General features: G+C 69.6%; 18 protein-coding genes. 8 read left to right on the top strand and 10 right to left on the bottom strand.

Translation table 11 applies throughout. The features are described 5' to 3' along the window. Window positions 1-144 precede the first annotated feature (144 nt). The 5 genes from ACQP03_RS29840 to ACQP03_RS29820 all read right to left on the bottom strand — a co-directional run bounded on the left by ACQP03_RS29840 (window position 145) and on the right by ACQP03_RS29820 (window position 5,911). On the bottom strand, window positions 145-1,179 hold the full coding sequence (locus ACQP03_RS29840; RefSeq protein WP_357126227.1) for an ABC transporter ATP-binding protein: 1,035 nt from the start codon (window positions 1,177-1,179) through the stop codon (window positions 145-147). Beyond that, window positions 1,163-2,191: an ABC transporter ATP-binding protein gene (locus ACQP03_RS29835; protein WP_433459254.1), complete on the bottom strand. Its 1,029-nt coding sequence runs from the start codon at window positions 2,189-2,191 to the stop codon at window positions 1,163-1,165. The genes ACQP03_RS29840 and ACQP03_RS29835 overlap by 17 nt, the downstream gene beginning before the upstream one ends. Window positions 2,192-2,198: 7 nt before the next feature. After that, window positions 2,199-3,155, bottom strand: a complete 957-nt coding sequence (locus tag ACQP03_RS29830; protein WP_357174473.1) for an ABC transporter permease — start codon at window positions 3,153-3,155, stop codon at window positions 2,199-2,201. Between the two features lie 18 nt (window positions 3,156-3,173). Next, window positions 3,174-4,112: an ABC transporter permease gene (locus ACQP03_RS29825; protein WP_355050654.1), complete on the bottom strand. Its 939-nt coding sequence runs from the start codon at window positions 4,110-4,112 to the stop codon at window positions 3,174-3,176. A 197-nt stretch (window positions 4,113-4,309) separates the two neighbouring features. Beyond that, window positions 4,310-5,911 carry a peptide ABC transporter substrate-binding protein gene (locus ACQP03_RS29820; protein ID WP_357126218.1) on the bottom strand — a complete coding sequence of 534 codons (1,602 nt, stop codon included), beginning with the start codon at window positions 5,909-5,911 and terminating at the stop codon, window positions 4,310-4,312. Between the two features lie 187 nt (window positions 5,912-6,098). On the opposite strand from ACQP03_RS29820, the gene ACQP03_RS29815 reads away from it, so the two are divergent. The 4 genes from ACQP03_RS29815 to ACQP03_RS29800 all read left to right on the top strand — a co-directional run bounded on the left by ACQP03_RS29815 (window position 6,099) and on the right by ACQP03_RS29800 (window position 9,885). After that, window positions 6,099-6,263, top strand: a complete 165-nt coding sequence (locus ACQP03_RS29815) for a hypothetical protein (RefSeq protein ID WP_357126215.1) — start codon at window positions 6,099-6,101, stop codon at window positions 6,261-6,263. 95 nt (window positions 6,264-6,358) lie between these two features. Continuing rightward, window positions 6,359-7,219: a bifunctional methylenetetrahydrofolate dehydrogenase/methenyltetrahydrofolate cyclohydrolase gene (locus tag ACQP03_RS29810; RefSeq protein WP_357126212.1), complete on the top strand. Its 861-nt coding sequence runs from the start codon at window positions 6,359-6,361 to the stop codon at window positions 7,217-7,219. 152 nt (window positions 7,220-7,371) lie between these two features. Further along, a complete protein-coding gene (locus tag ACQP03_RS29805; RefSeq protein ID WP_357126210.1) occupies window positions 7,372-8,322 on the top strand; it encodes a malate dehydrogenase in 951 nt (316 codons plus the stop codon). A gap of 276 nt (window positions 8,323-8,598) precedes the next feature. After that, a complete protein-coding gene (locus ACQP03_RS29800; protein ID WP_357175977.1) occupies window positions 8,599-9,885 on the top strand; it encodes an IS256 family transposase in 1,287 nt (428 codons plus the stop codon). Between the two features lie 296 nt (window positions 9,886-10,181). Here the strand turns inward: ACQP03_RS29800 and ACQP03_RS29795 are convergent, their stop codons facing one another. Next, window positions 10,182-10,982, bottom strand: a complete 801-nt coding sequence (locus tag ACQP03_RS29795) for an MBL fold metallo-hydrolase (protein ID WP_357126207.1) — start codon at window positions 10,980-10,982, stop codon at window positions 10,182-10,184. A gap of 138 nt (window positions 10,983-11,120) precedes the next feature. Between ACQP03_RS29795 and ACQP03_RS29790 the strand changes: the two genes are divergently transcribed. Continuing rightward, window positions 11,121-12,338, top strand: coding sequence for an NADP-dependent isocitrate dehydrogenase (locus ACQP03_RS29790; protein ID WP_355050649.1), 1,218 nt, complete (start codon window positions 11,121-11,123; stop codon window positions 12,336-12,338). 339 nt (window positions 12,339-12,677) lie between these two features. On the opposite strand, the gene galT is transcribed toward ACQP03_RS29790, so the two are convergent. The 4 genes from galT to ACQP03_RS29770 form a co-directional block, all read right to left on the bottom strand. Further along, window positions 12,678-13,754 carry a galactose-1-phosphate uridylyltransferase gene (galT, locus tag ACQP03_RS29785; protein ID WP_357174479.1) on the bottom strand — a complete coding sequence of 359 codons (1,077 nt, stop codon included), beginning with the start codon at window positions 13,752-13,754 and terminating at the stop codon, window positions 12,678-12,680. Next, the gene (locus ACQP03_RS29780; protein ID WP_357126574.1) at window positions 13,751-14,575 is read right to left on the bottom strand and encodes a DeoR/GlpR family DNA-binding transcription regulator; all 825 of its coding nucleotides are present in this window, start codon (window positions 14,573-14,575) and stop codon (window positions 13,751-13,753) included. Before ACQP03_RS29780 ends, galT begins: the two co-directional genes overlap by 4 nt. A 112-nt stretch (window positions 14,576-14,687) precedes the next feature. Beyond that, complete coding sequence (gene cysC, locus ACQP03_RS29775; RefSeq protein ID WP_433459249.1) at window positions 14,688-16,217, bottom strand: adenylyl-sulfate kinase; 1,530 nt, start codon at window positions 16,215-16,217, stop codon at window positions 14,688-14,690. Window positions 16,218-16,304: 87 nt separating this feature from the next. After that, window positions 16,305-17,819, bottom strand: a complete 1,515-nt coding sequence (locus tag ACQP03_RS29770; protein WP_357174482.1) for a glycosyltransferase family 2 protein — start codon at window positions 17,817-17,819, stop codon at window positions 16,305-16,307. Window positions 17,820-18,069: 250 nt separating this feature from the next. On the opposite strand from ACQP03_RS29770, the gene ACQP03_RS29765 reads away from it, so the two are divergent. The 3 genes from ACQP03_RS29765 to ACQP03_RS29755 are packed head-to-tail and all read left to right on the top strand — an operon-like array spanning window position 18,070 to window position 20,793. Beyond that, window positions 18,070-18,984 carry an ABC transporter ATP-binding protein gene (locus ACQP03_RS29765; protein ID WP_357126191.1) on the top strand — a complete coding sequence of 305 codons (915 nt, stop codon included), beginning with the start codon at window positions 18,070-18,072 and terminating at the stop codon, window positions 18,982-18,984. Beyond that, the gene (locus ACQP03_RS29760) at window positions 18,977-19,879 is read left to right on the top strand and encodes an ABC transporter permease (protein WP_357126188.1); all 903 of its coding nucleotides are present in this window, start codon (window positions 18,977-18,979) and stop codon (window positions 19,877-19,879) included. The genes ACQP03_RS29765 and ACQP03_RS29760 overlap by 8 nt, the downstream gene beginning before the upstream one ends. Then, window positions 19,879-20,793, top strand: coding sequence for an ABC transporter ATP-binding protein (locus tag ACQP03_RS29755; protein ID WP_433459246.1), 915 nt, complete (start codon window positions 19,879-19,881; stop codon window positions 20,791-20,793). The genes ACQP03_RS29760 and ACQP03_RS29755 overlap by 1 nt, the downstream gene beginning before the upstream one ends. The last annotated feature ends 2 nt before the right edge of the window (window positions 20,794-20,795 follow it).

Below are 20,795 nucleotides of genomic sequence, written 5' to 3'. Positions count from 1 at the left end.
CCTGCCCCGCCCTGCCCGCGTCGATCATGGAGTTGTGGTGCCCCGCAAAAGGGGCGCCGGCGGAGGGTTCGCCCACCGCAACTTCATGATCGACGAGGGCGGGCGGAAGGGCGGGGGCGGGCGGGCGGAAGGGCGGGGGCGGGGTCAGGCTGTGGTGGGGGAGCGGAGTTCGGCGAAGTGGCAGGCGGAGGGGTGGGGGTCTGCCGCTCTCGGGACGGTCTGCGGGTCCTCGATCGCGCAGATCTCCTGGGCCTTCCAGCAGCGGGTCCGGAAGTGGCAGCCGCTCGGCGGGTCGGCCGGGCTCGGCACGTCGCCGACCAGCCGGATCATGCTGCGCTGGTCGCGTACCTCCGGGTCCGGCACCGGCACGGCCGAGAGCAGGGCCTGGGTGTACGGGTGGGTCGGCCGCTCGTAGATCTCGTCCTCGGTGCCGATCTCGACGATCCGCCCGAGGTACATGACGGCGACCCGGTCGGCGATGTGCCGCACCACGGACAGGTCGTGGGCGATGAAGATGTACGAGAGCCCGAACTCGTCCTGGAGCTGCTCCAGCAGGTTGATCACCTGGGCCTGGATGGAGACGTCCAGCGCCGAGACGGGCTCGTCGCAGACGATCACCTCGGGCCGCAGCGCGAGCGCCCGGGCGATGCCGATGCGCTGCCGCTGACCGCCGGAGAACTGGTGCGGGTACCGGTTGATGTGCTCCGGGTTCAGCCCCACCAGGTCGAGCAGCTCCTGGACCCGCTTGGCCTTGCTGCCCTTGGGCGCGGCGTCCGGGTGGATCTCGAACGGCTCGCCGATGATGTCGCCGACCGTCATCCGCGGGTTCAACGACGTGTACGGGTCCTGCATGACCATCTGCATGTTCCGGCGTAGCCGGCGCAGTTCGGACCCGGAGGCCTTGAACAGGTCCCTGCCCTCCAGGGTGGCGCTTCCGGAGGTGGGCGTCTCCAGCCGCATGAGCAGTCGGGCGAGGGTGGACTTGCCGCACCCGGACTCGCCGACCACGCCCAGCGTCTCGCCCCGGCGCAGCTCGAAGCTCACGCCGTCGACGGCCTTGACGGCGCCGATCTGCCGTTGGAACAGCACACCCTGACTGATCGGGAAGTGCTTCACCAGGTTGTCGACGGAGAGGATCGTCTCGCCCCGGACCTTGGCGGAGCTAGCGGGCGCTGTCATCACGGACCTCCTGCGCGAAGTGGCAAGCGCTGGTTCGGCCGTCGCCGAGGACCAGGTCGTGCGGCACCACGTCCACGCAGACCTGCTGTGCGTACGGGCACCGGGGGTGGAAGGGGCATCCGGAGGGGATGCGCATCAGGTTCGGGGGCAACCCCTTGATCGTCGACAGTTCCTGGCCGCGGACGTCCAGGCGGGGGATCGATTCCAACAACCCCTTGGTGTACGGGTGGGCCGGCGCCTTGTAGAGCGAGCGGACGTCGGCGTGCTCGACGATCCGGCCCGCGTACATGACCGCGATCCGGTCCGCGACGCCGGCGACCACGCCCAGGTCGTGGGTGATCAGGATCATCGCCATGTTGAGGTCCCGGCGCAGGTCGGCGAGCAGGTCCATGATCTGGGCCTGCACGGTGACGTCGAGCGCGGTGGTCGGCTCGTCGGCGATGAGCACCTTCGGGTCCAGCGCCAACGCCATCGCGATCATGACGCGCTGCCGCATGCCGCCGGAGAACTGGTGCGGGTAGTCACCGACCCGCTTGGCGGCCCCGGGGATCTTGACCAGGTCCATCAGCTCGATCGCGCGACGGCGGGCGTCACCCCGGGACATCCCGGCGCGCTGGCGCAACGTCTCACCGATCTGCCAGCCGACGGGGAACACCGGGTTGAGGGCGGACAGCGCGTCCTGGAAGATCATCGCGATCTCTTTGCCGCGTACCTGCCGACGCTGCTCCTCGGAGCGGGTGAGCAGGTCCTGACCCTGGTAGAGGATCTGGCCGGAGCGGACGAACGCGGGCGGCGAGTCCAGGATGCCCATGATCGCTTGAGCGGTGACCGACTTGCCGGAGCCGGACTCACCGAGCACGGCGAGGGTCTCCCCGGCGTCCAGGTGGTACGACACGCCGTTGATCACCCGGGCCACACCCTCGTTGGTGCGGAACTCGACGTGCAGGTCCCGCAGCTCCAGCAGGTGACCGCCCTCGGGCGTGGCGGAGGCGGGCGTGGGTTCGACGGTCATGAGTGAATCACCGCAGCTTCGGGTCGAAGGCGTCACGGATCGCGTCGCCGAGCATGATGAACGCCAGGACGGTGAGCGCGAGGAAGGCCGACGGAACGAGGAGCGGGGTGGCCGCCTCGCGCATGTGGATCCGGCCGGTGTCGATGTCCTGGCCCCACGAGATGGTCGGCGCCTTGAGGCCGATGCCGAGGAAGGACAGCGTCGCCTCGGCGGCGATGAACGAGCCGAGCGCGATCGTCAGCACCACGATGGCCGGAGCCAGCGAGTTCGGCAGGATGTGCCGCCACATGATCCGGCTGTTGCCGGCGCCGAGCATCCGGGCCGCCGCGACGTAGTCCTGTTCCTTGGCGGTGATCACCGAGGAACGGACCACGCGGGCGGCGGTGGTCCATCCGAGGAGGGCCAGCACGAAGACGACAGCGCCGATCCGGGCCCACTGGCTGTCGCTGGACACCCGCTTGAGCAGCACGATCGCGGCCAGCAGCAGCGGGATACCGAGCACCACGTCGATTACCCGGGAGAGCACCGCGTCGACCCAGCGGCCGAAGTAACCGGCGAGCATGCCGACCACGAGCGCGATGATCCCGGTGCCGAGGGTGGCGAGCGCACCGACCAGCAGCGAGGCCCGGGTGCCGTAGACCGCCCGGGAGTACGTGTCGCAGCCCTGGAAGTCGTACCCGAAGATAGCTCCGCCGGACGGCCCGGCGTGCTGTCGGGAGAGCAGGCAGTCGTTCGGATTGTTCGTGGTGAACACCCCGGGGAGCAGTGCCATCAGGGTGAAGATGGTGACCAGCGCCAGCGAGATCCAGAAGATCGGGTTGCGGCGCAGGTCCCGCCAGGCGTCTCCGGCCAGGCTGCGGGGCTTCTGCGGAACGCCCACCTGGTTGGGTGCGCCCGGTTCGCCCGAAGGGCCCCGCCGCGCGGCCTGGTTCTCGCTGGCCGCGACAGTCTCAAAGTCACTCATGCCGGCACCTCGCTGCGCTCACTCATAGCGGATCCTCGGGTCGAGTACGGCGTACAGGACGTCCACCACCAGGTTCGAGACCAGGTAGACCACGACCAGCACGCTGACGATGCCCACCACCAGGGGGCCGTCCTCGGTGCGGATGCCGCGGAAGAGGTTGAAGCCGACGCCGGGGATGTTGAAGACGCCCTCGGTGATGATCGCGCCGCTCATCAGGTTGCCCAGTTCCACACCGAGGAAGGTGACCACCGGGATCAGTGAGTTGCGCAGCACGTGGACGACGACGATGCGCCGCTTGACCAGGCCCTTGGACCGAGCGGTCCGGACGTAGTCCGCGCGCAGGTTCTCCGCCACCGAGGCCCGGGTGAGTCGCAGGGCGGTGGCCAGCGAGAGCGAGCCGAGCACGATGCCCGGCAGCAGCAGCGCGTAGAAGGTCGGGTCGGAGCCGGCGGTGGGCGGGAAGAGCTGCCACTTGACGCCCAGCAGGTACTGCGCCAGGGGCGCCAGCACGATCGTCGGGATGCCGAGCACCAGGAGGGTCAGCACGAGCGTCGAGTTGTCGAAGATGCTGGCCCGGCGGATGCCGGCGAGCACCCCGGCGGTGACGCCGAAGATGATCGCCACGGCGAGTGCGATGAGCGCGAGCCGCACGGTGACCGGCCAGGCCGACTGGAGGATGTCACCGATGTTCCGACCGGTGAGTGACTCGCCCAGGTTGCCCTGGAGCAGGTTCTTGACGTAGTCGAAGTAGCGGTAGAAGAACCCGCCGACGCCGGTGGCGTCGAGGTGGTACTTCTCGGTCAGGTAGGCCCGTTGCGCTGGCGTCACCGGCCGTTCGCCGGCGAGCGCCTGGATCGGGTCGCCCTGCCCGGCGAATGTCAGCGCGTAGACGATCAGGGTGGTCCCGAAGAAGGCGAGGACCATCTGCAGTAGGCGCCGCAGGATGTAGCGGAACATGCTTAGCAGTCTCTCCGGAAATGTGCGAAAGGGTCGCAGGACGGCATCTCTGGTCGTACCCGAAATATCCGGAACGTGCCGTCCGGCCCGGGGGAGCCGGCGCCACCGACGCCGGGTCCGCTGCTGCGGCCCGGCCCCGGTGGTGCAGACCGGGCCACCCGGGCTTCGTCGCCCGGGTGGCCCGCACCCTGCTCAGCTCAGTTGGCTGCTTCGATCTTGACGAGGTTGACCCGCTGGAACAGGTCCATCTGCACGTTCTTGACCTTGGACGAGTAGCCGAACACGTTCTGGCCGAAGCGCAGCGGGATCACCGGCATGTCCTTGGCCAGGATGTCCTCCGCCTGCTGGTACTTGGCGATCGCCTCGTCCTGCGTCTTGGCGGCGGCACCCTCCTTGACCAGCCTGTCGAAATCCTTGTTGCTGTAGCCGTAGTAGTTCGACGAGCCGTTCGTGCTGTACAGCGGGCCGAGGTAGTCCTCCATGGTCGGGTAGTCCATGACCCAACCCATCCGGAAGGCACCCACCGGCGTCTTCTTCTCGACCTTGGTCAGCAGGTCGGCGAACTTCGGCTCGGCCACGCCGACCGCGTCCACACCCAGGTTGGCCTTGAGCTGGTTGACCGTGGCGTCGACCCAGTCCTTGTGACCGCCGTCGCCGTTGTACGAGATGACGATCTTCGCGGGACCGCCGGCGGCCTGGTAGAGCTTCTTGGCCTCGGTCGGGTTGAACTCGCCCGCCGTGCCGGTGGTGTTCTCGCGGTAGCCCGGCAGGACCGGCGAGACGAAGGAGCGCGCCGACGTCTGCGAGCCCTTGAAGACCGACTTGGTGATCTCGTCACGGTCGATCGCCATCGAGATGGCCTTGCGGACGTCCGGGTTGCTGTAGTCCTTGTCGAACGTCGGGAACGCCAGGAACTGGAACGACGACATCGGGCTGGTCTGGTACCGGTCGCCCAGGTCGGTCGGCGCGGTGCTCAGGCTCTCGGTCGGGATCGTCGGCAGCACGTCCAGGTTGTCCGCCAGGACGTCCGCGTACGCCGCGGTGAGCTGCTGGTAGATCCGGAACTCCACGTTCTTGACCTTGGGCTTCTCGCCCGGGAACGCGTCGTACCGCTCGACCTCGATCTTGCTGTCGTGCTGCCAGGTGCCCTTCATCTTGAAGGGGCCCTGCCCGATCGGAGCCTGCTCGTAGGAGTCCTTGAGCACGCCCGGCGCCGAGAACGCGGCGTCCGGCATCGGGAAGAACGCGTTGTAGCCCAGCGTCGTGCGGAAGTCGATGTACGGGTCGGAGAGCGTCACGGTGAAGGTGAGGTCGTCGACCTTCTTCAGGCCGGACATCTCCTTGGCCTTCGGCTCCTTGCCCTGCAGGTCGGCGTAACCAGCGATCTTCTCGAAGAAGGGGTTGGTGTCCTGGCCGTTGGGGGCGTACGCGCCGTAGTTCCACGCGTTGATGTAGTTCTGGGACGTGACCTTCTCACCGTTGTGGAAGGTGTAGCCGTCCTTGAGCTTGATCGTCCAGACCTTGTTGTCGGACGAGGTGATCGACTGGGCAGCCACCTCGTACGGCTTGTTCTGGGCGTCATAGTCGACGAGCGGGCTGAACAGGCCGGCGATGACCTGAGAGCCGGACGTCTCCGTGGTGTTGGTGGGAACCAGGTGCTTCGGCTCGCCGATCTGGATGCTGACGGCCGAACTGCCGTTGCCACCGGATCCGCCGTCTCCGCCGCTGCCGCAGGCCGCGAGGCCCAGCGTCACCGCGAGCGGGAGGGCGGTCCAGGCAGCGAGTCTACGAACTCGCATTGAGCCTCCTCATCTCCTCACGCTGCGCAGTCATGCCCGACGCTGGGTTTACGCTGCGCAACAGGCGGTAACGGTAGGTCGGCTTACCGCCTGTCGACAACGGCTGGGTCGCGGGCGGGTAACGGTTCCAGTCGTACCTGCTTGCGTGCGGACCTAGCGCGTGCTACCCCAGACCGGACAGGCGGCCATGAACTGGGAATTCGCCGGTGAAGCGGAGATCTTCCGTGCTCTGGTGAAACGGATTCGGCGCTCCGTGGCGAGTCGTCCGGTGTCGCCCACGCGCACCGCCGCCGCCCGTTTCGACGGTGACCAGTTCCACAGGCAGTCACTGATAGTGATGAACGGCACGTGACTCTTCGTTACCGATGGGTGTGTGATCGGGGCCTCGGCGGTCGGCCGGAGCGAGGTCCCGGGAACGGCGGGTGCCGGACATGAGACGATCTGGTCGTGACGGCGACGGTTCTGGACGGCAAGGCGACCGCAGCGGAGATCAAGGACGAGCTGCGGACACGGGTGAAGGCGCTCGCGGAGCGCGGCATCATCCCCGGGCTGGGCACGGTCCTGGTCGGGGCCGACCCGGGAAGCCAGGCGTACGTCAACGGCAAGCACCGCGACTGCGCCGAGGTGGGCATCGCCTCGATCCGCCGGGAGCTGCCGGCCGACGCCACCCAGCAGCAGGTCGACGACGTGATCGCCGAGCTGAACGCCGACCCGGCGTGCCACGGCTACATCGTCCAGCTGCCGCTGCCCGCCCACCTGGACACCCAGCGGGTGCTGGAGCTGATCGACCCGGACAAGGACGCCGACGGCCTGCACCCGGTCAACCTGGGTCGCCTGGTCCTCGGCTACGACGGTCCGCTGCCTTGCACCCCGCGTGGCATCGTCGAGCTGCTCCGCCGCCACGACGTGGCGCTACGGGGCGCCACCGTGGCCGTGGTCGGCCGGGGCAACACCGTCGGCCGCCCGCTCGGCCTGCTGCTCACCCGTCGTAGCGAGAACGCCACCGTGACCCTCTGCCACACCGGCACCCTCGACCTCGCCTCGCACACCCGCGCCGCCGACATCGTCATCGTCGCGGCCGGCGTACCCGGACTGCTGACCGCCGACATGATCAACCCCGGCGCGGTGGTCGTGGACGTCGGCATCACGCGGGTGATCGGCCCGGACGGCAAGGGCCGCTACACCGGGGATGTCGACCCGGAGGTGGCCGAGACGGCCGGCGCGCTCGTCCCGATGCCCGGCGGTGTCGGCCCGATGACCCGCGCCATGTTGCTGACCAACGTGGTGGAGCGCGCCGAACGCGGCTGAGGTGTAAGGAAGGGCACCTTATTAACGCCTGGTGCATGTAAAGGGGCCCTTCCTAACCCGACAAGGCGGTAACCCTCCGCCCCTGGCCCGATCGGTGCCAGGATGGCTGATACGGTCCGGAAAACCGACTGGTATCAGGGAGTGGGACGACCATGGGTAAGAAGGTCACTGTCGTCGGGGCTGGTTTCTACGGCTCCACCACCGCACAGCGCCTGGCCGAGTACGACGTCTTCGACACCGTAGTGATCACCGACATCGTGGAGGGCAAGCCCGCGGGCCTCGCGCTCGACCTCAACCAGTCGCGGGCCATCGAGGGCTTCGAGACCAAGGTCGTCGGCGTGACCACCGGCCCGAACGGTGAGGGCTACGAGGCCATCGAGGGCTCTGACGTCGTCGTCATCACCGCCGGTCTGCCCCGCAAGCCGGGCATGAGCCGAATGGACCTCCTGGAGACCAACGCCAAGATCGTCCGCCAGGTCGCCGAGAACGTCGCCAAGTACGCCCCGAGCGCCGTTGTCATCGTCGTCTCCAACCCGCTGGACGAGATGACCGCCCTGGCGCAGATCGCCACCCAGTTCCCCAAGAACCGGGTCCTCGGCCAGGCCGGCATGCTCGACACCGCGCGGTTCAGCAACTTCGTCGCCGAGGCGTTGAACGTGCCCGTGGCGTCCGTACGCACCCTCACCCTTGGCTCGCACGGCGACACCATGGTGCCGGTGCCGTCGCAGAGCACCGTCAACGGCAAGCCGCTGCGCGACGCGATGCCGGCCGAGCAGATCGAGGAGCTGGTCGTCAAGACCCGCAACGGTGGGGCCGAGGTCGTCGCGCTGCTCAAGACGGGTTCGGCGTACTACGCTCCGTCCGCCGCCGCGGCCCGCATGGCGAAGGCCGTGGCCGAGGACTCCGGCGACGTCATGCCGGTCTGCGCCTGGGTCGACGGCGAGTACGGCATCTCCGGCGTCTACCTGGGCGTCGAGGCCGAAATCGGCGCCGAGGGTGTCCGTCGGGTCGTCGAGACCGACCTGGACGCCGACGAGCGCGCGAGCCTCCTCGAGGCGGCCGAGGCCGTCCGCGCGAAGCAGGGCGACATCTCCAGCATGTGATCCACCAGCAGCACAACGAAGGGCGCGCCGGCCAAGCCGGCGCGCCCTTCTCGCACTCCCTCCCACCCCCGCGCCACCCCCACCCGGCCGCCCGCGCCACATCCCGGCCTGCGCCCACCTAACCCGGTGATCAAGAGGTTCGCGTCACCAAAACCCCGATTCCTGACGCAAACCTCTTGATCACGGGGGTGCCGCCGGGGTCCGTAGGGTCTGTGCATCTAAGGGTGTTTCCGGCCTGACCCATCGGGCGTTGTGCCTGGTGAGGAGGGTGCCGTGATGACCGCGACACTGAACGACCAGACCGGACGTAAGAAGCGGCCCGAGCCGTCGGCTGAGGCGAAGGCCGCCGCCGAGCTGGTCCGGGCCGCGAAGGAACAAGGGCTGTCGCTGACCGGCCCGGACGGGCTGCTCAAGCAGCTGACCAAAACGGTCCTGGAGACGGCGCTGAAGGAGGAGATGACCGAGCATCTGGGCTATGAGAAACATGAGTCGGCTGGGGTGGAGTCGGGCAACGTCCGCAACGGCACCAGGGCGAAGACGGTGCTGACCGATAGCACGGGGCCGGTCCAGATCGATGTGCCCCGGGACCGGGCCGGCACCTTCGAGCCCCAAATCGTCAAGAAGAGGCAGCGGCGCCTGTCCGGGGTCGACGAAGTCGTGTTGTCGTTGTATGCCAAGGGTTTGACCACCGGGGAGATCTCGGCGCATTTCGCGGAGATCTACGGGGCTTCGGTGTCGAAGGAGACGATCTCGCGGATCACCGACAAGGTGATCGAGGAGATGACCGACTGGTCGCACCGCCCGTTGGATGAGATTTACGCCGCCGTGTTCATCGACGCGATCGTGGTCAAGGTCCGCGACGGGCAGGTCGCGAACCGGCCCTTCTACGCCGCTATCGGGGTCACGCTCGACGGGGAGAAGGACATCCTCGGGTTATGGGCCGGCTCGGGTGGTGAGGGTGCGAAGTTCTGGATGAGCGTGCTGACCGACCTGCGTAACCGGGGCGTGAAGGACGTGTTCTTCCTCGTCTGCGACGGCCTGAAAGGTCTTCCCGAGGTGGTCACGAACGTGTGGCCCCGCACGATCGTGCAGACGTGCATCATCCATCTGATCCGCAACACGTTCCGGCTCACCTCCCGCAAGTACTGGGACGCGCTCAAGCACGACATCAAACCGATCTACACCGCCGTCAACGCGGCGGCGGCCAGGGCCGCGTTCGAGGACCTGGCAGAGAAGTGGGGCGAGCGGTATCCGGCGGTGATCCGGCTGTGGGACAACGCCTGGGCGGAGTTCATCCCGTTCCTCGACTACGACGTCGAGATCCGGCGGGTGATCTGCTCGACCAACGCGATCGAGTCGTTGAACGCCCGCTACCGACGGGCGATCAAAACCCGCGGCCACTTCCCCAACGAGCAGGCCGCGTTGAAGTGTCTGTACCTGGTGACCCGATCCCTGGACCCCACCGGAACAGGCAGAACCCGATGGACGATGCGCTGGAAACCCGCGTTGAACGCCTTCGCCATCACCTTCAGCGACCGCTTCCCAGCCGCTGAAACCTACTAACCAAGATCGCCGGAAACACCGTTAGCGAGACAGCCCCGGTCCGTACCTCGATCCACGCGTCGATCATGGAGTTATTGCCCGGACACGCCGAGTGGGAAGGCAATGATTTCGTGATCGACGGGGGCGGGCCGGGCAGTCGCCGGGCGGGTAGGAGGGCGGGCCGGGCAGGCGGAGAGTGGGCCGGGCAGTCGCCGGCCGGGTAGGCGGAGATCGGGCCGGAGGCCGGGTGGGCCGGGCAGGCGGGGGCGGGGCGGGCGGGGTCGGGGTGCGGGGTACGGGGGGCTGGCTGGGCGGGGTTAGGGGTGGGGGGTGAAGGGGGTGGTTAGGTGGGGGGTGGCCAGCAGGGTGGGGTTTGCCGTGGTCAGGGTGGTTTCCCGGGAACGGCGGGCTTCGTCGGGGTCTTCCTCGTGGGCGTACGCCAGGGTGGGGTCGACCAGTTGCACCGTGTGGACCAGGAGGTCGCCGGTGATCAGCAGGCGCTCGTCGGCCACCGTCACGAGCACCGACTGGTGGCCGGGGGTGTGTCCGGGGGTGGACAGCAGTCGTACCCCCGGGGTGAGGTCTGTCTCGCCGTCGACCACCCGGAGCTGGCCGGCGGCGCGCAACGGCGCGATCAGGCCGGCCGGCAGGCCCGGGTTGAGCGTCCGGGCCGCGTCCACCTCGGCGCGCTGCAGCAGGTAGCTCGCGTTCGGGAAGTACGGCCGGCCGGGTGTGCCGGTGACCGCCCAGCCGATGTGGTCGCTGTGCAGGTGGGTCAGTACGACCGTGTCGACGTCGGTGGGGTCGATGCCGGCGGCGGCCAGTTCGGCGGGTAGCCGGCCGGGCACCGGCGCCCAGCTCGCGGCGGGCGCGTCGGTCGGGCCGATTCCGGCGTCGACCAGGGTCACCGGTCCGTCGCCGGAGCGGATCGCGAAGCTGCGGAACGGCAGCCACCACTGCCCGTCTGCGGTGACCGAACCAGGGTCGCGGCGGTCGGCCTCCGCCCAGTGTGCGGCCGTGGCGTGCGGAAATACCTCGTCGCGGGGCTGGAAGAACGCGCCCTCTCCGTCGGTGAGCGCGGTGATCGTGATAGACCCGAGAGTGCGGCTCAGTGGCATCGCGCGATCGTGTCAGGGAACTGCTGTGCCGTGCAGCCCCGGTTTCACCGGTCGGCCGAGGCCGGCTGGGGGCTGCCGGCCCAATTGCAGTACGCTCGTACTGCTTGAGCACGTGTCCCCCGAGAGGAGCGCCGGCCGATGGCGAAGATCAAGGTAAACAACCCGGTCGTGGAGCTCGACGGCGACGAGATGACCCGGATCATCTGGAAGCAGATCCGCGAGCAGCTGATCCTGCCCTACCTCGACGTCGACCTGCACTACTACGACCTGTCGATCCAGTACCGCGACGAGACCGACGACCAGGTCACCATTGACGCCGCCAACGCCATCAAGGAGCACGGCGTCGGCGTCAAGTGCGCCACCATCACCCCGGACGAGGCCCGGGTCGAGGAGTTCGGCCTGAAGAAGATGTGGCGGTCGCCCAACGGCACCATCCGCAACATCCTCGGCGGCGTCGTCTTCCGTGAGCCGATCATCATGTCCAACGTGCCGCGGCTGGTCCCCGGCTGGACCAAGCCGATCATCATCGGCCGGCACGCCCACGGTGACCAGTACAAGGCCACCGACTTCGTCGTCCCCGGCCCGGGCACGGTGACCATCACCTACACGCCGGCCGACGGCGGCACGCCGATGGAGATGGAGGTCGCCAACTTCCCCGGCGGCGGCATCGCCATGGGCATGTACAACTACGACGAGTCGATCCGGGACTTCGCCCGCGCCTCCTTCCGGTACGGCCTGGACCGCAACTACCCGGTCTACATGTCGACCAAGAACACCATCCTCAAGGCGTACGACGGCCGGTTCAAGGACATCTTCGCCGAGGTGTTCGAGTCCGAGTTCAAGGCGGAGTTCGACGCCGCCGGACTGACCTACGAGCACCGGCTCATCGACGACATGGTCGCCGCCGCGCTCAAGTGGGAGGGCGGGTACGTGTGGGCCTGCAAGAACTACGACGGTGACGTGCAGTCCGACACTGTCGCGCAGGGCTTCGGCTCGCTGGGCCTGATGACCTCGGTGCTGCTCTCCCCGGACGGTCGTACCGTCGAGGCCGAGGCGGCGCACGGCACGGTCACCCGGCACTACCGGCAGTACCAGAAGGGCGAGAAGACCTCGACCAACCCGATCGCGTCGATCTACGCCTGGACCCGGGGCCTGGCCCACCGGGGCAAGCTGGACGGCACCCCGGCGGTCACCGAGTTCGCCAACACCCTGGAGCAGGTCATCATCGACACCGTCGAAGGCGGCCAGATGACCAAGGACCTCGCGCTGCTCATCTCGCGCGACGCCCCGTGGCTGACCACCGACGAGTTCATGAACGCGCTCGACGAGAACTTGGCCCGCCGGCTCTCCGCCTGATTCGACAGCACCAGCACCGGAGCCCGTCGGCACCCGCCGGCGGGCTCCGCTGTGTCCGGCGGGTGACACGCGTGCGGCGTCACCCCGGCCCGGCACGTCTCGTTGACCAGGGTGGACGAGATGCCAGTCGCGTCCAGAAGGTTGACCGAGGTCGACCGCGGTCTGCGTGCCGATCTGCCAGCCTTCCCGGCTGTGTCGCGCACAGCCAGCCGTCCCTTCCCTGCGGGGGGCCCTGTCCCGGGCCCCCCGCGCCCTGTTCTCCAGCAGGCGGCCGGCGCGCTGGCAGGTGTTAGGAAGGGCCCCCTCCTATACACGAGGCGTTAATAAGGTGCCCTTCCTTCAGGCGGCGCGTAGTAGTTCGGCGGCGCGTTCGGGGGAGATGTCGTTGATGAAGACGCCCATCCCCGACTCGGAACCGGCCAGGTACTTCAGCTTGTCCTTGGCCCGCCGGATGCTGAACAGCTGAAGGTGCAGGTGGCCCAGTTCGCGGTCGATGCGCACCGGCGCCTGGTGCCATGCCGCGATGTAGGGCATCGGCATGTCGAACAGCCCGTCGAAGCGGCGCAGCAGATCCAGGTAGAGCGGCCCGAAGGCGTCCCGCTCGCCGTCGTCGAGGGCCGGGATGTCCGGCACCACGCGCCGTGGTGCGACGTGCACCTCGAACGGCCAGCGGGCCGCCGCCGGCACGAACGCCGTCCAGTGCTCGTTCTCGGTGACGACGCGGTCGCCGGCCGCGCGTTCGGCGGCCAGCACGTCCGCGTACAGGTTGCCTCCGCCGGTGCGCTCGGCGTGCCGGCGGGCCGCGGCCAGCAACGCCCGGGTGCGCGGCGTCACGAAGGGGTACGCGTAGATCTGCCCGTGCGGGTGGTGCAGCGTGACGCCGATCTCGACACCCCGGTTCTCGAAGCAGAAGATCTGCTCCACCCCGGGCAGTTCGCCGAGCACCTCGGTCCGGTCGGCGAGCGCGTCCAGCACGGTGCGGACGCGGCGCGGCGGGAGGCTGGCGAAGGAGGCGTTGTGGTCGGAGGTGAAGCAGACCACCTCACACCGCCCCTGGCCCGGTCGGACCGGTGTGAACGGGGTGATCTCGCCGGGCTCGTCGGCGACCCGGCCGCTCAACGAGGGGAACCGGTTCTCGAAGACCACGACGTCGTAGTCCGGTGCGGGGATCTCGGTCAGCCGGTCGCCCTCGGACGGGTCGAGCGGGCACTCGTTCGCGGGCGGCAGGAACGTACGGGTCTGCCGGTGCACGGCCACCGCCACCCACTCGTCGGTCAGCGGGTCGTAGCGCAGTTGCGACGCGGGTGGCGGCGGCGGCAGGTCACGGCGGTCCGGCTGGTCGCGGACGGCGTCGTCGTTCTCGTCGAAGTAGATCAGTTCCCGGCCGTCGGCCAGGTTGATCGCGGTGCGCTTCACGGCGCCGTCCCCTCACTCGTCGGCGTGCGCGTCGCGCGGCCCGCCCTCGTCGCCTTAACCATGATCAGTTGGCCCACCTGTTCGCCGAGTACCCGTCGCGCGGTCGGAGGCAACGCCTCGTCGCTGACCAGTACGTGGGCTGCCGCCAGCTCGACGATGGAGGAGATGCCGACCGTGCCCCACTTCGTGTGGTCGGCGAGCACCACCAGCTGGTCCGCCGCGGCGACCAGCGCCCGGTCGATCTCGGCTTCCATCAGGTTCGGGGTGGTGAAGCCGGCCCGCTCGGTGATGCCGTGGACGCCCAGGAAGAGCAGATCGAGGTGCAGCCGGCGGACGGCCCCGACCGCGAGCGGTCCGACCAGCGCGTCCGACGGCGTTCGGACGCCGCCGGTGAGCACCACCGTCTGGTCGGATCGACCGCCGGCGTGCAGGATCTCGGCTACCGGCAGTGAGTTGGTCACCACGGTCAGGCCGGGAACCTCCACCAGCCGGCGGGCCAGTTCGGCGGTGGTGGTACCGGCGGAGAGGGCGACCGCCGCGCCGGGCCGGACCAGCGCCGCGGCCCGGTCCGCGATGGCGGCCTTCTCCGGTAGTTGCCGGACGGACTTGGCGTGGAAGCCCGGCTCGTCGGTCGAGCTGGTGCCGGCCGCGGTCGCTCCGCCGTGCACCTTGGCCAGCAGGCCGCGCTCGTGCAGCGCCTCCAGATCGCGCCGGATGGTCATGTCGGAGACGCCGAACTCGGTCGCCAGGTCGCTCACCCGGACACCGCCGGTGGCACGGACCCGATCGAGGATGGCCGACTGCCGCTGCCGTGCGAGCATCCGCCGTGCCTCCCAGGGTCCACGTACTCTCACGCGGTCGAACGTGTTCCAACAAAGATGAACACTAGCGCGTGCCCGGAACCGGCGGAAGGAAAGGGGGCGGGGCGAACGGTCAGGCGGACTGGATCTTCAACTCCACCCAGCCGGTCTCGGTCAGGTGATCCAGTACGGCCTGCACCGCCTCCGCGACGCTCACGCGGGAGGTGTCCAGCACCAGGTCCGCGTCCGTCGGCTCCTCGTACGGGTCGTCGATGCCGGTCATCCCGGTCAGCAGACCCGCGCGGGCCCGCGCGTACAGGCCCTTGCGGTCCCGTTGCTCGCACACCTCGAGCGGTGTCGCGACGTGCACCAGCACGAAGCCCGCCCCGGCGGCCAGGGCCATCTCCCGTGCCGTCGCACGGGCCGCCGCGTACGGAGCGATCGGGCAACAGATACCCATGCCGTGGTGCCGGGCGATCTCGGCCGCCACCCACCCGATCCGACGGACGTTGAGATCCCGGTCGGTCTTGCTGAAGCTCAACCCGGCGGAGAGTTCGCGGCGTACCACGTCGCCGTCGAGGAGGGTCACCGACCGGTCGCCGTTCTCCCGCAACGCGTCCGCCAGCCCTCGGGCGACGGTGGACTTGCCGGAGCCGGAGAGGCCGGTCAGGAACACCACGAGCCCCCGGTGCCGGCGCGGCGGCCGAGCCCGGGCCAACTCCTTCGCCACCGCCGGAGGGGTGTGCCACTCGGGCAGGGGGAAGCCGCGGTCGAGCAGGTCCTCGATCTCCTCCTGGGTGAGCGCGAGACGCCGGTTACGTGGCGGAATGTCCTCCCGCCAGCGCCACTGCCCGTCCCGGTTGTCGTACGCCAGCTCGCGCGGCACCAACACCCGCAGGCCCGCCCCGGAGAGCATCTCCCCGGTGGAGAGCAGGTGGGTGACCCCGTACGCGGCGGAGACACGGGCCCGCAGCAGCGCGTCGCTGATCTCGTCGCGGCGGTGCGACAGCGGCACGGCAACCAGGGTGGCCGGGGGCATCCGGTCGCGGGCGGCGAAGATCGTACGCACCAGCGCCTCCGGTGCGAGCCCACCGACACCGCCCTCGCCGACCGGGATCATCACCAGCAGGTGGGCGGCCAGGGTACGGGCAGCGTGCGCGATCTGGGCCAGCTGTGGCCGGTGCAGCGGACGGTCGGCGATGACTCCGAGCACGCGGCCCGGGGGAAGTAGCGCCCGAACCTCCTCGGGGCTGCGTCGCAACCGCTGAAACGGGCCCTGGGCGCCGTCGCCGAGCCGCCGGAGCGGGCCACCCAGGCCCGCGACGCCGTCGCGCACCGGCCAGACGTCCGTCACCTGAAGGGCGGCGGCCGGCGCGCCCTCGGCGTCGGTCAGCACCAGCGCCCGGCGGGCCTCATCACGCGGATCGAAGCCCTGTGCCAGCGCGGCCGGCACCTGCAGGGTCACCGGCACCTGCCACGGTGTGCCGTCGGCCAGCCGGCCGCGTCGACTCACCGACACCAGGTCGGCACGGGTCATGAAGCCGGTCAGGGGGGCGTACGCGCCGGTCAGCAGCAGCTCCAGATCCGCGAGCTCACCGGGACGCGGCGTGTACGCCGGCGCGTCCCGGAGCACCTCGTCGGGCAGCACCCAGCCGTTGCTCATCCACACCCCCCACTCGCTGACGGCACACAGTTTCGCAGCCGACCGCCGATCGGTCGAGGCCGCCACTCCACGACCTGAGCGGTCGGGTCAGCGACGGACCCGGCGCCCCACCGCCGACCGCAGCCAGTTCCAAGCCTTCCGCTCGTCCCGGATCCTCGGCGTCGCGCCGTCGGCCGGGCAGATGAAGAGCAGCGGCAGCCGCGCGTCCTCGGTCCATCCGGCGTTGGTGATCCGTGCCTTGAGGAGCCAGCTACCCCGCGTACGACCGCCGTTGAGGGCTCGGAAGTCGATCGTGGTGGTGGCGCGGTGCACCAGATGGACGGTGTCGGCGCCGCCGGGCGTGGCGACCCGCTCGACCTGGAACTTCACCGGCAGGAAGATCTCGTCACCGGTCTCCCGGCGGCGGGCGACCACGTCCAGTCGAGCCTTGCGGACCTGCGCGGTGGAGTCGAGCACGTCGGAGGGGATCTCGTCCACCGGGAGCACCAGCACGTCGCGTTCGCCGTCGGAGCGGAAGCCGATCGGCTGGTCCGCGGAGCGCAGCTCGGCGGCCACGCCCACGGTGACGGCGTGCTCGTCCGGCTCCAGGGCGTCGATCCTGGCTCTCCCGGCGATGCCCGACTCCCACTTGGCCAGCCGCCGCAGGTCCGCGACCCGCCCCCGCTCGACCAGGTACGCCACGGCTCGTTGCAGCGGCGGCAGGCCAGCCGCGACCCCGGGGGCGAACCGCTCCTGGATGATCTTCTGGGCCTCGGCGGCGACCTGCTCCACCCAGTCCTCGGGAGCGTCCAGGAGCCGCTTGCCGCGCAGCCGGTTGAGCATTTCGTTGCGCAGCCACCGCCGGTGCAACCGGTCGCGCAGCGGCCCCGGCTCGGTGTGGGCGGTGACGACGTCGAGCGCGTCGCGCACGCTCGCGAAGTAGCTCGCCGGCTCCAGCCGGGCCGCGGTGACGTTCTTGGCATCGGGCCGCTGGGTGTGGTGGTAGCAGGTGTAGTCGGACAGCACGCAGGTGCGGCGGGACGCGAAGTAGGCGCGTACGACGAGCGAATGGTCCTCGAGCCGCCGCTTACCGCCCTCCGGGAACCGCAGCTTGTGCTCGTCGAGGAAGGCGCGGCGGAACAGCTTGTGGCAGGTCAGGCTGTCGATCAGCGGCGCGTTCTCCAGGGTGGCGTCGAAGCGGTTCTTGCGGAACAGTTCCCGGGGCACACCGCGCCCGTGCCCGGCCATCTTCCCGATCACCAGGTCCGCGTCGTACTTCTTCGCGCAGTCGTAGAGCCGTTCCAGCGCCTGGTCGGCGAACCAGTCGTCGTCGTCGGCGAAGAACACGTACTCGCCTCGGGCCCGCTCGATCCCGATGTTGCGCGGGCGCGACGGCCAGCCGGAGTTCTCGATGTGCACCACCTGGATGTGCGGGTGCTTGGCGGCCAGCCGGTCCAGCCGCGCGCCCGTGCCATCGGTGGACCCGTCGTCGACGAAGATCGCCTCGAACTCGTCGGCTGGTAGCGACTGGCTCAGCAGCGAGGCCACCAGCTTCTCGATGTGCGGGCCGCAGTTGTACGCGGGCACCACGACACTGACCTTGGGGACGCCAACCTCGACCATCACGATCCTTCCCGCGTCGGCGGTCGAATATCCCCCGGAACACTGCCCGGTGAACGGGAAGTGAATCGTGCCACCCCGGAGCGGACTTTCCGGCGGCGGGGTCTGGGTGAGCGCGGGACCGGCGCAAACGTTCGCCTCGGCCCGACCGCCCGCACGAAACAGACCCTAGGGGTACGGCGCCGCGAGGATCAGGGGAGCGCCGGGGGCGCGCCGGTGTCGACCTGGGGCATCGACTCCCTACGCTGGCCTGGTGACACTGATCGCGACCCAGTCGCTCACCAAGACGTACGGAGGTCGGGTCACCGCGCTCACCGACCTCACCGTCGCCGTCGAGCCCGGGATCATCGGCCTGGTGGGGGCGAACGGCGCCGGCAAATCCACCTTGATCAAGATTCTGCTCGGCCTGATCGCTCCGACGAGCGGGCAGGTCTCGGTGCTCGGCATCGACCCGACCACCGAACCGGCGGCGGTCCGCGCCCGCGTCGGCTACATGCCCGAGCACGACTGCCTCCCACCCGACCTGTCCGCCGCCGAGTTGGTCACCCACCTCGGGCGGATCAGTGGCCTGCCGCGCACGGTGGCCCGCGAGCGCGCCTCCGAGGCGTTGCGTCACGTCGGGCTCTACGAGGAGCGCTACCGGCCGGTGGGCGGCTACTCCACCGGCATGAAGCAGCGGGTCAAGCTGGCCCAGGCGCTGGTGCACGACCCCGACCTGCTGTTGCTGGACGAGCCGACCAACGGTCTGGACCCGGCCGGGCGGGACGCCATGCTGGCGTTGGTGCACCGGATCGGCACCGAGTTCGGCATCTCCGTGCTGGTGTGCTCGCACCTGCTGGGCGAGGTGGAGCGGATCTGCGACACGCTGATCGCCATCGACGGTGGCCGGCTGCTGCGCGCCGACCACATCTCCGCCATGACCTCGGCCACCGACGTGCTGGCCGTCGAGGTCAGCGAGGGCACCGAGGAGCTGGCGGCCCGACTCACCGCGCTCGACCTGCCGGTGGCGCGCGACGGCCGGCTGCTGCTCGTACCGCTCGCCGACGACAGCACCTACGACCTGATCCTCGGCGCGGTCGCCGAACTGGACCTGCCGCTGCACCGGCTGGACCAGCGCCGGCACCGGGTGGCCGAACTCTTCGCCACGAGGGAGCTCACCCATGCCTGAGCCGTCATCCGCCGTCCGGTCCGCGCCGGCCGGTGTCATCCACGACATCGGCTACCAGCGCTACGAAGGCCCCCGCCTGGGCCGCCGGCACGTCTTCGGCGCGCTCTACCTGCACGGGCTGCGCACCATCTTCGGGCTCGGTCGCAGCGCCAAGGCCAAGATCTTTCCGTGGTTGGTGATCGGCATCGTCACCCTGGTCGCGGTGGCCCTGGCCGCCGTGCGCAGCCAACTCGGTGAGCCGGTCGCCACGTACGCCCAGTTCGCCGACGCGATGAGCTGGCTGGTCCTGTTCTTCGTCGCGGTGGCCGCCCCGGAGCTGGTCTCGCGCGACCTGCGCAGTGGTGTGCTGCCGCTCTACTTCTCCCGCCCACTGCCGCGCGCCGACTACGCGATCGCCAAGCTGCTGGCGCTCGTCACCGGCCTCTGGCTGCTGCTCGGTGGACCGCAACTGATCATGTTCCTGGGTGCCGCGTTCACCACCAAGGACGGCCTGAAGGGCGTCTGGAACGAGCTGCTCGACCTGCTCCCCGGTCTGCTCTACGCCGGGCTGTGGGCGGTGGTCTTCGCCTCGGTGGGGCTGCTCGTCGCGTCGCTGACCGGCAAGCGCGCGTTCGCCGCCGGTGGGGTGGTCGCCGTCTTCCTGATGACCACCCCGATCGTGGGCGTGCTGAGCATCCTGCCGTCGAACACGGCCAACGAACTGGCCGGCATGGCCTCGCCCTCCACCCTCGTGCAGGGGGTCGGCATCTGGTCGCTGGGTGACCTGCTGGTCGAGGGCGATCCGGGCGAGATGATGATCGGCCGATTCGGCCCGGTCTACGCCCTGGTGGCGGTGCTGCTGGTCGCCGGGGCGACCACCCTCCTGCTGGCCCGCTACCGGAAGGTCGCCTCCTGATGAGCAGCACCCTGAGCCTGACCGGGGTGTCCCGGTGGTACGGCAACGTGGTGGCCGTCAACGACATCAGCATGATCCTCGGCCCCGGGGTGACCGGTCTGCTCGGCCCGAACGGCGCCGGCAAGACCACGCTGCTGCACATGATGGCCGGATTCCTCGCCCCGTCGCGCGGCACGGTGACCCTCGACGACGAGCCGACCTGGCGGAATCCCGCCGTCTACCGCCGGCTGGGCCTGGTCAGCGAGCGGGAGGCGGTGCAGAGCTTCCTCACCGCGTACGAGTTCGTGCTCGCCAGCGCCAAGCTGCACCGACTGGCCGACCCGGCGGCGGCGGCCCGACGCGCCATCGACCTGGTGGAGTTGGAGTCGGCGCAGGACCGCCGGATCGGCACGTACTCCAAGGGCATGCGACAGCGCGCGCGGGTGGCCGCGGCGCTGGTGCACGACCCGCAGGTGCTGCTGCTCGACGAGCCGTTCAACGGGATGGACCCGCGTCAGCGGCTGCACATGATGGATCTGCTGCACTCCCTCGGCGACTCCGGCCGGACGATCCTGTTCAGCTCGCACATCCTGGAAGAGGTCGAACAGGTCTCCGGCACGGTGCAGGTGATGGTGGCGGGCCGGCTGGCCGCCTCCGGCGACTTCCGGACCATCCGCCGGCTCATGACCAACCGGCCGCACGTCTTCGCGGTGCGCTCCACCGACGACCGGGCGCTGGCCGTCGCACTGATCGCCGAGCCGTCGGTGAGCGGTGTCGAGCTGGACCGCACCGGCCTGACCGTGCGCGCCGGCGACTACGGCGCCTTCACCCGGGCGCTGCCCCGGATCGCCCTGCGCCAGGGCATCCGGGTGCGTCAGTTGGTGCCGTCCGACGAGTCCCTGGAGAGCGTCTTCTCCTACCTGGTGGAGGCCTGAGA

It is taken from the genome of Micromonospora sp. CA-248212 (genome assembly GCF_050948405.1).
GTDB lineage: Bacteria > Actinomycetota > Actinomycetes > Mycobacteriales > Micromonosporaceae > Micromonospora.
This window is presented reverse-complemented; position numbering and strand designations above follow the sequence as displayed.

Excerpts from the sequence above, each read along its gene's own strand:
- ACQP03_RS29840 (WP_357126227.1), bottom strand. The coding sequence starts at position 1,179 with ATGACAGCGCCCGCTAGCTCCGCCAAGGTCCGGGGCGAGACGATCCTC.
- ACQP03_RS29835 (WP_433459254.1), bottom strand. The coding sequence starts at position 2,191 with ATGACCGTCGAACCCACGCCCGCCTCCGCCACGCCCGAGGGCGGTCAC.
- ACQP03_RS29760 (WP_357126188.1), top strand. The coding sequence starts at position 18,977 with ATGCCTGAGCCGTCATCCGCCGTCCGGTCCGCGCCGGCCGGTGTCATC.
- ACQP03_RS29770 (WP_357174482.1), bottom strand. The coding sequence starts at position 17,819 with ATGGTCGAGGTTGGCGTCCCCAAGGTCAGTGTCGTGGTGCCCGCGTAC.
- ACQP03_RS29830 (WP_357174473.1), bottom strand. The coding sequence starts at position 3,155 with ATGAGTGACTTTGAGACTGTCGCGGCCAGCGAGAACCAGGCCGCGCGG.
- ACQP03_RS29805 (WP_357126210.1), top strand. The coding sequence starts at position 7,372 with ATGGGTAAGAAGGTCACTGTCGTCGGGGCTGGTTTCTACGGCTCCACC.
- ACQP03_RS29800 (WP_357175977.1), top strand. The coding sequence starts at position 8,599 with ATGACCGCGACACTGAACGACCAGACCGGACGTAAGAAGCGGCCCGAG.
- ACQP03_RS29820 (WP_357126218.1), bottom strand. The coding sequence starts at position 5,911 with ATGCGAGTTCGTAGACTCGCTGCCTGGACCGCCCTCCCGCTCGCGGTG.
- ACQP03_RS29790 (WP_355050649.1), top strand. The coding sequence starts at position 11,121 with ATGGCGAAGATCAAGGTAAACAACCCGGTCGTGGAGCTCGACGGCGAC.
- ACQP03_RS29815 (WP_357126215.1), top strand. The coding sequence starts at position 6,099 with ATGAACTGGGAATTCGCCGGTGAAGCGGAGATCTTCCGTGCTCTGGTG.
- cysC (WP_433459249.1), bottom strand. The coding sequence starts at position 16,217 with ATGAGCAACGGCTGGGTGCTGCCCGACGAGGTGCTCCGGGACGCGCCG.
- ACQP03_RS29795 (WP_357126207.1), bottom strand. The coding sequence starts at position 10,982 with ATGCCACTGAGCCGCACTCTCGGGTCTATCACGATCACCGCGCTCACC.
- ACQP03_RS29780 (WP_357126574.1), bottom strand. The coding sequence starts at position 14,575 with ATGCTCGCACGGCAGCGGCAGTCGGCCATCCTCGATCGGGTCCGTGCC.
- ACQP03_RS29825 (WP_355050654.1), bottom strand. The coding sequence starts at position 4,112 with ATGTTCCGCTACATCCTGCGGCGCCTACTGCAGATGGTCCTCGCCTTC.
- ACQP03_RS29755 (WP_433459246.1), top strand. The coding sequence starts at position 19,879 with ATGAGCAGCACCCTGAGCCTGACCGGGGTGTCCCGGTGGTACGGCAAC.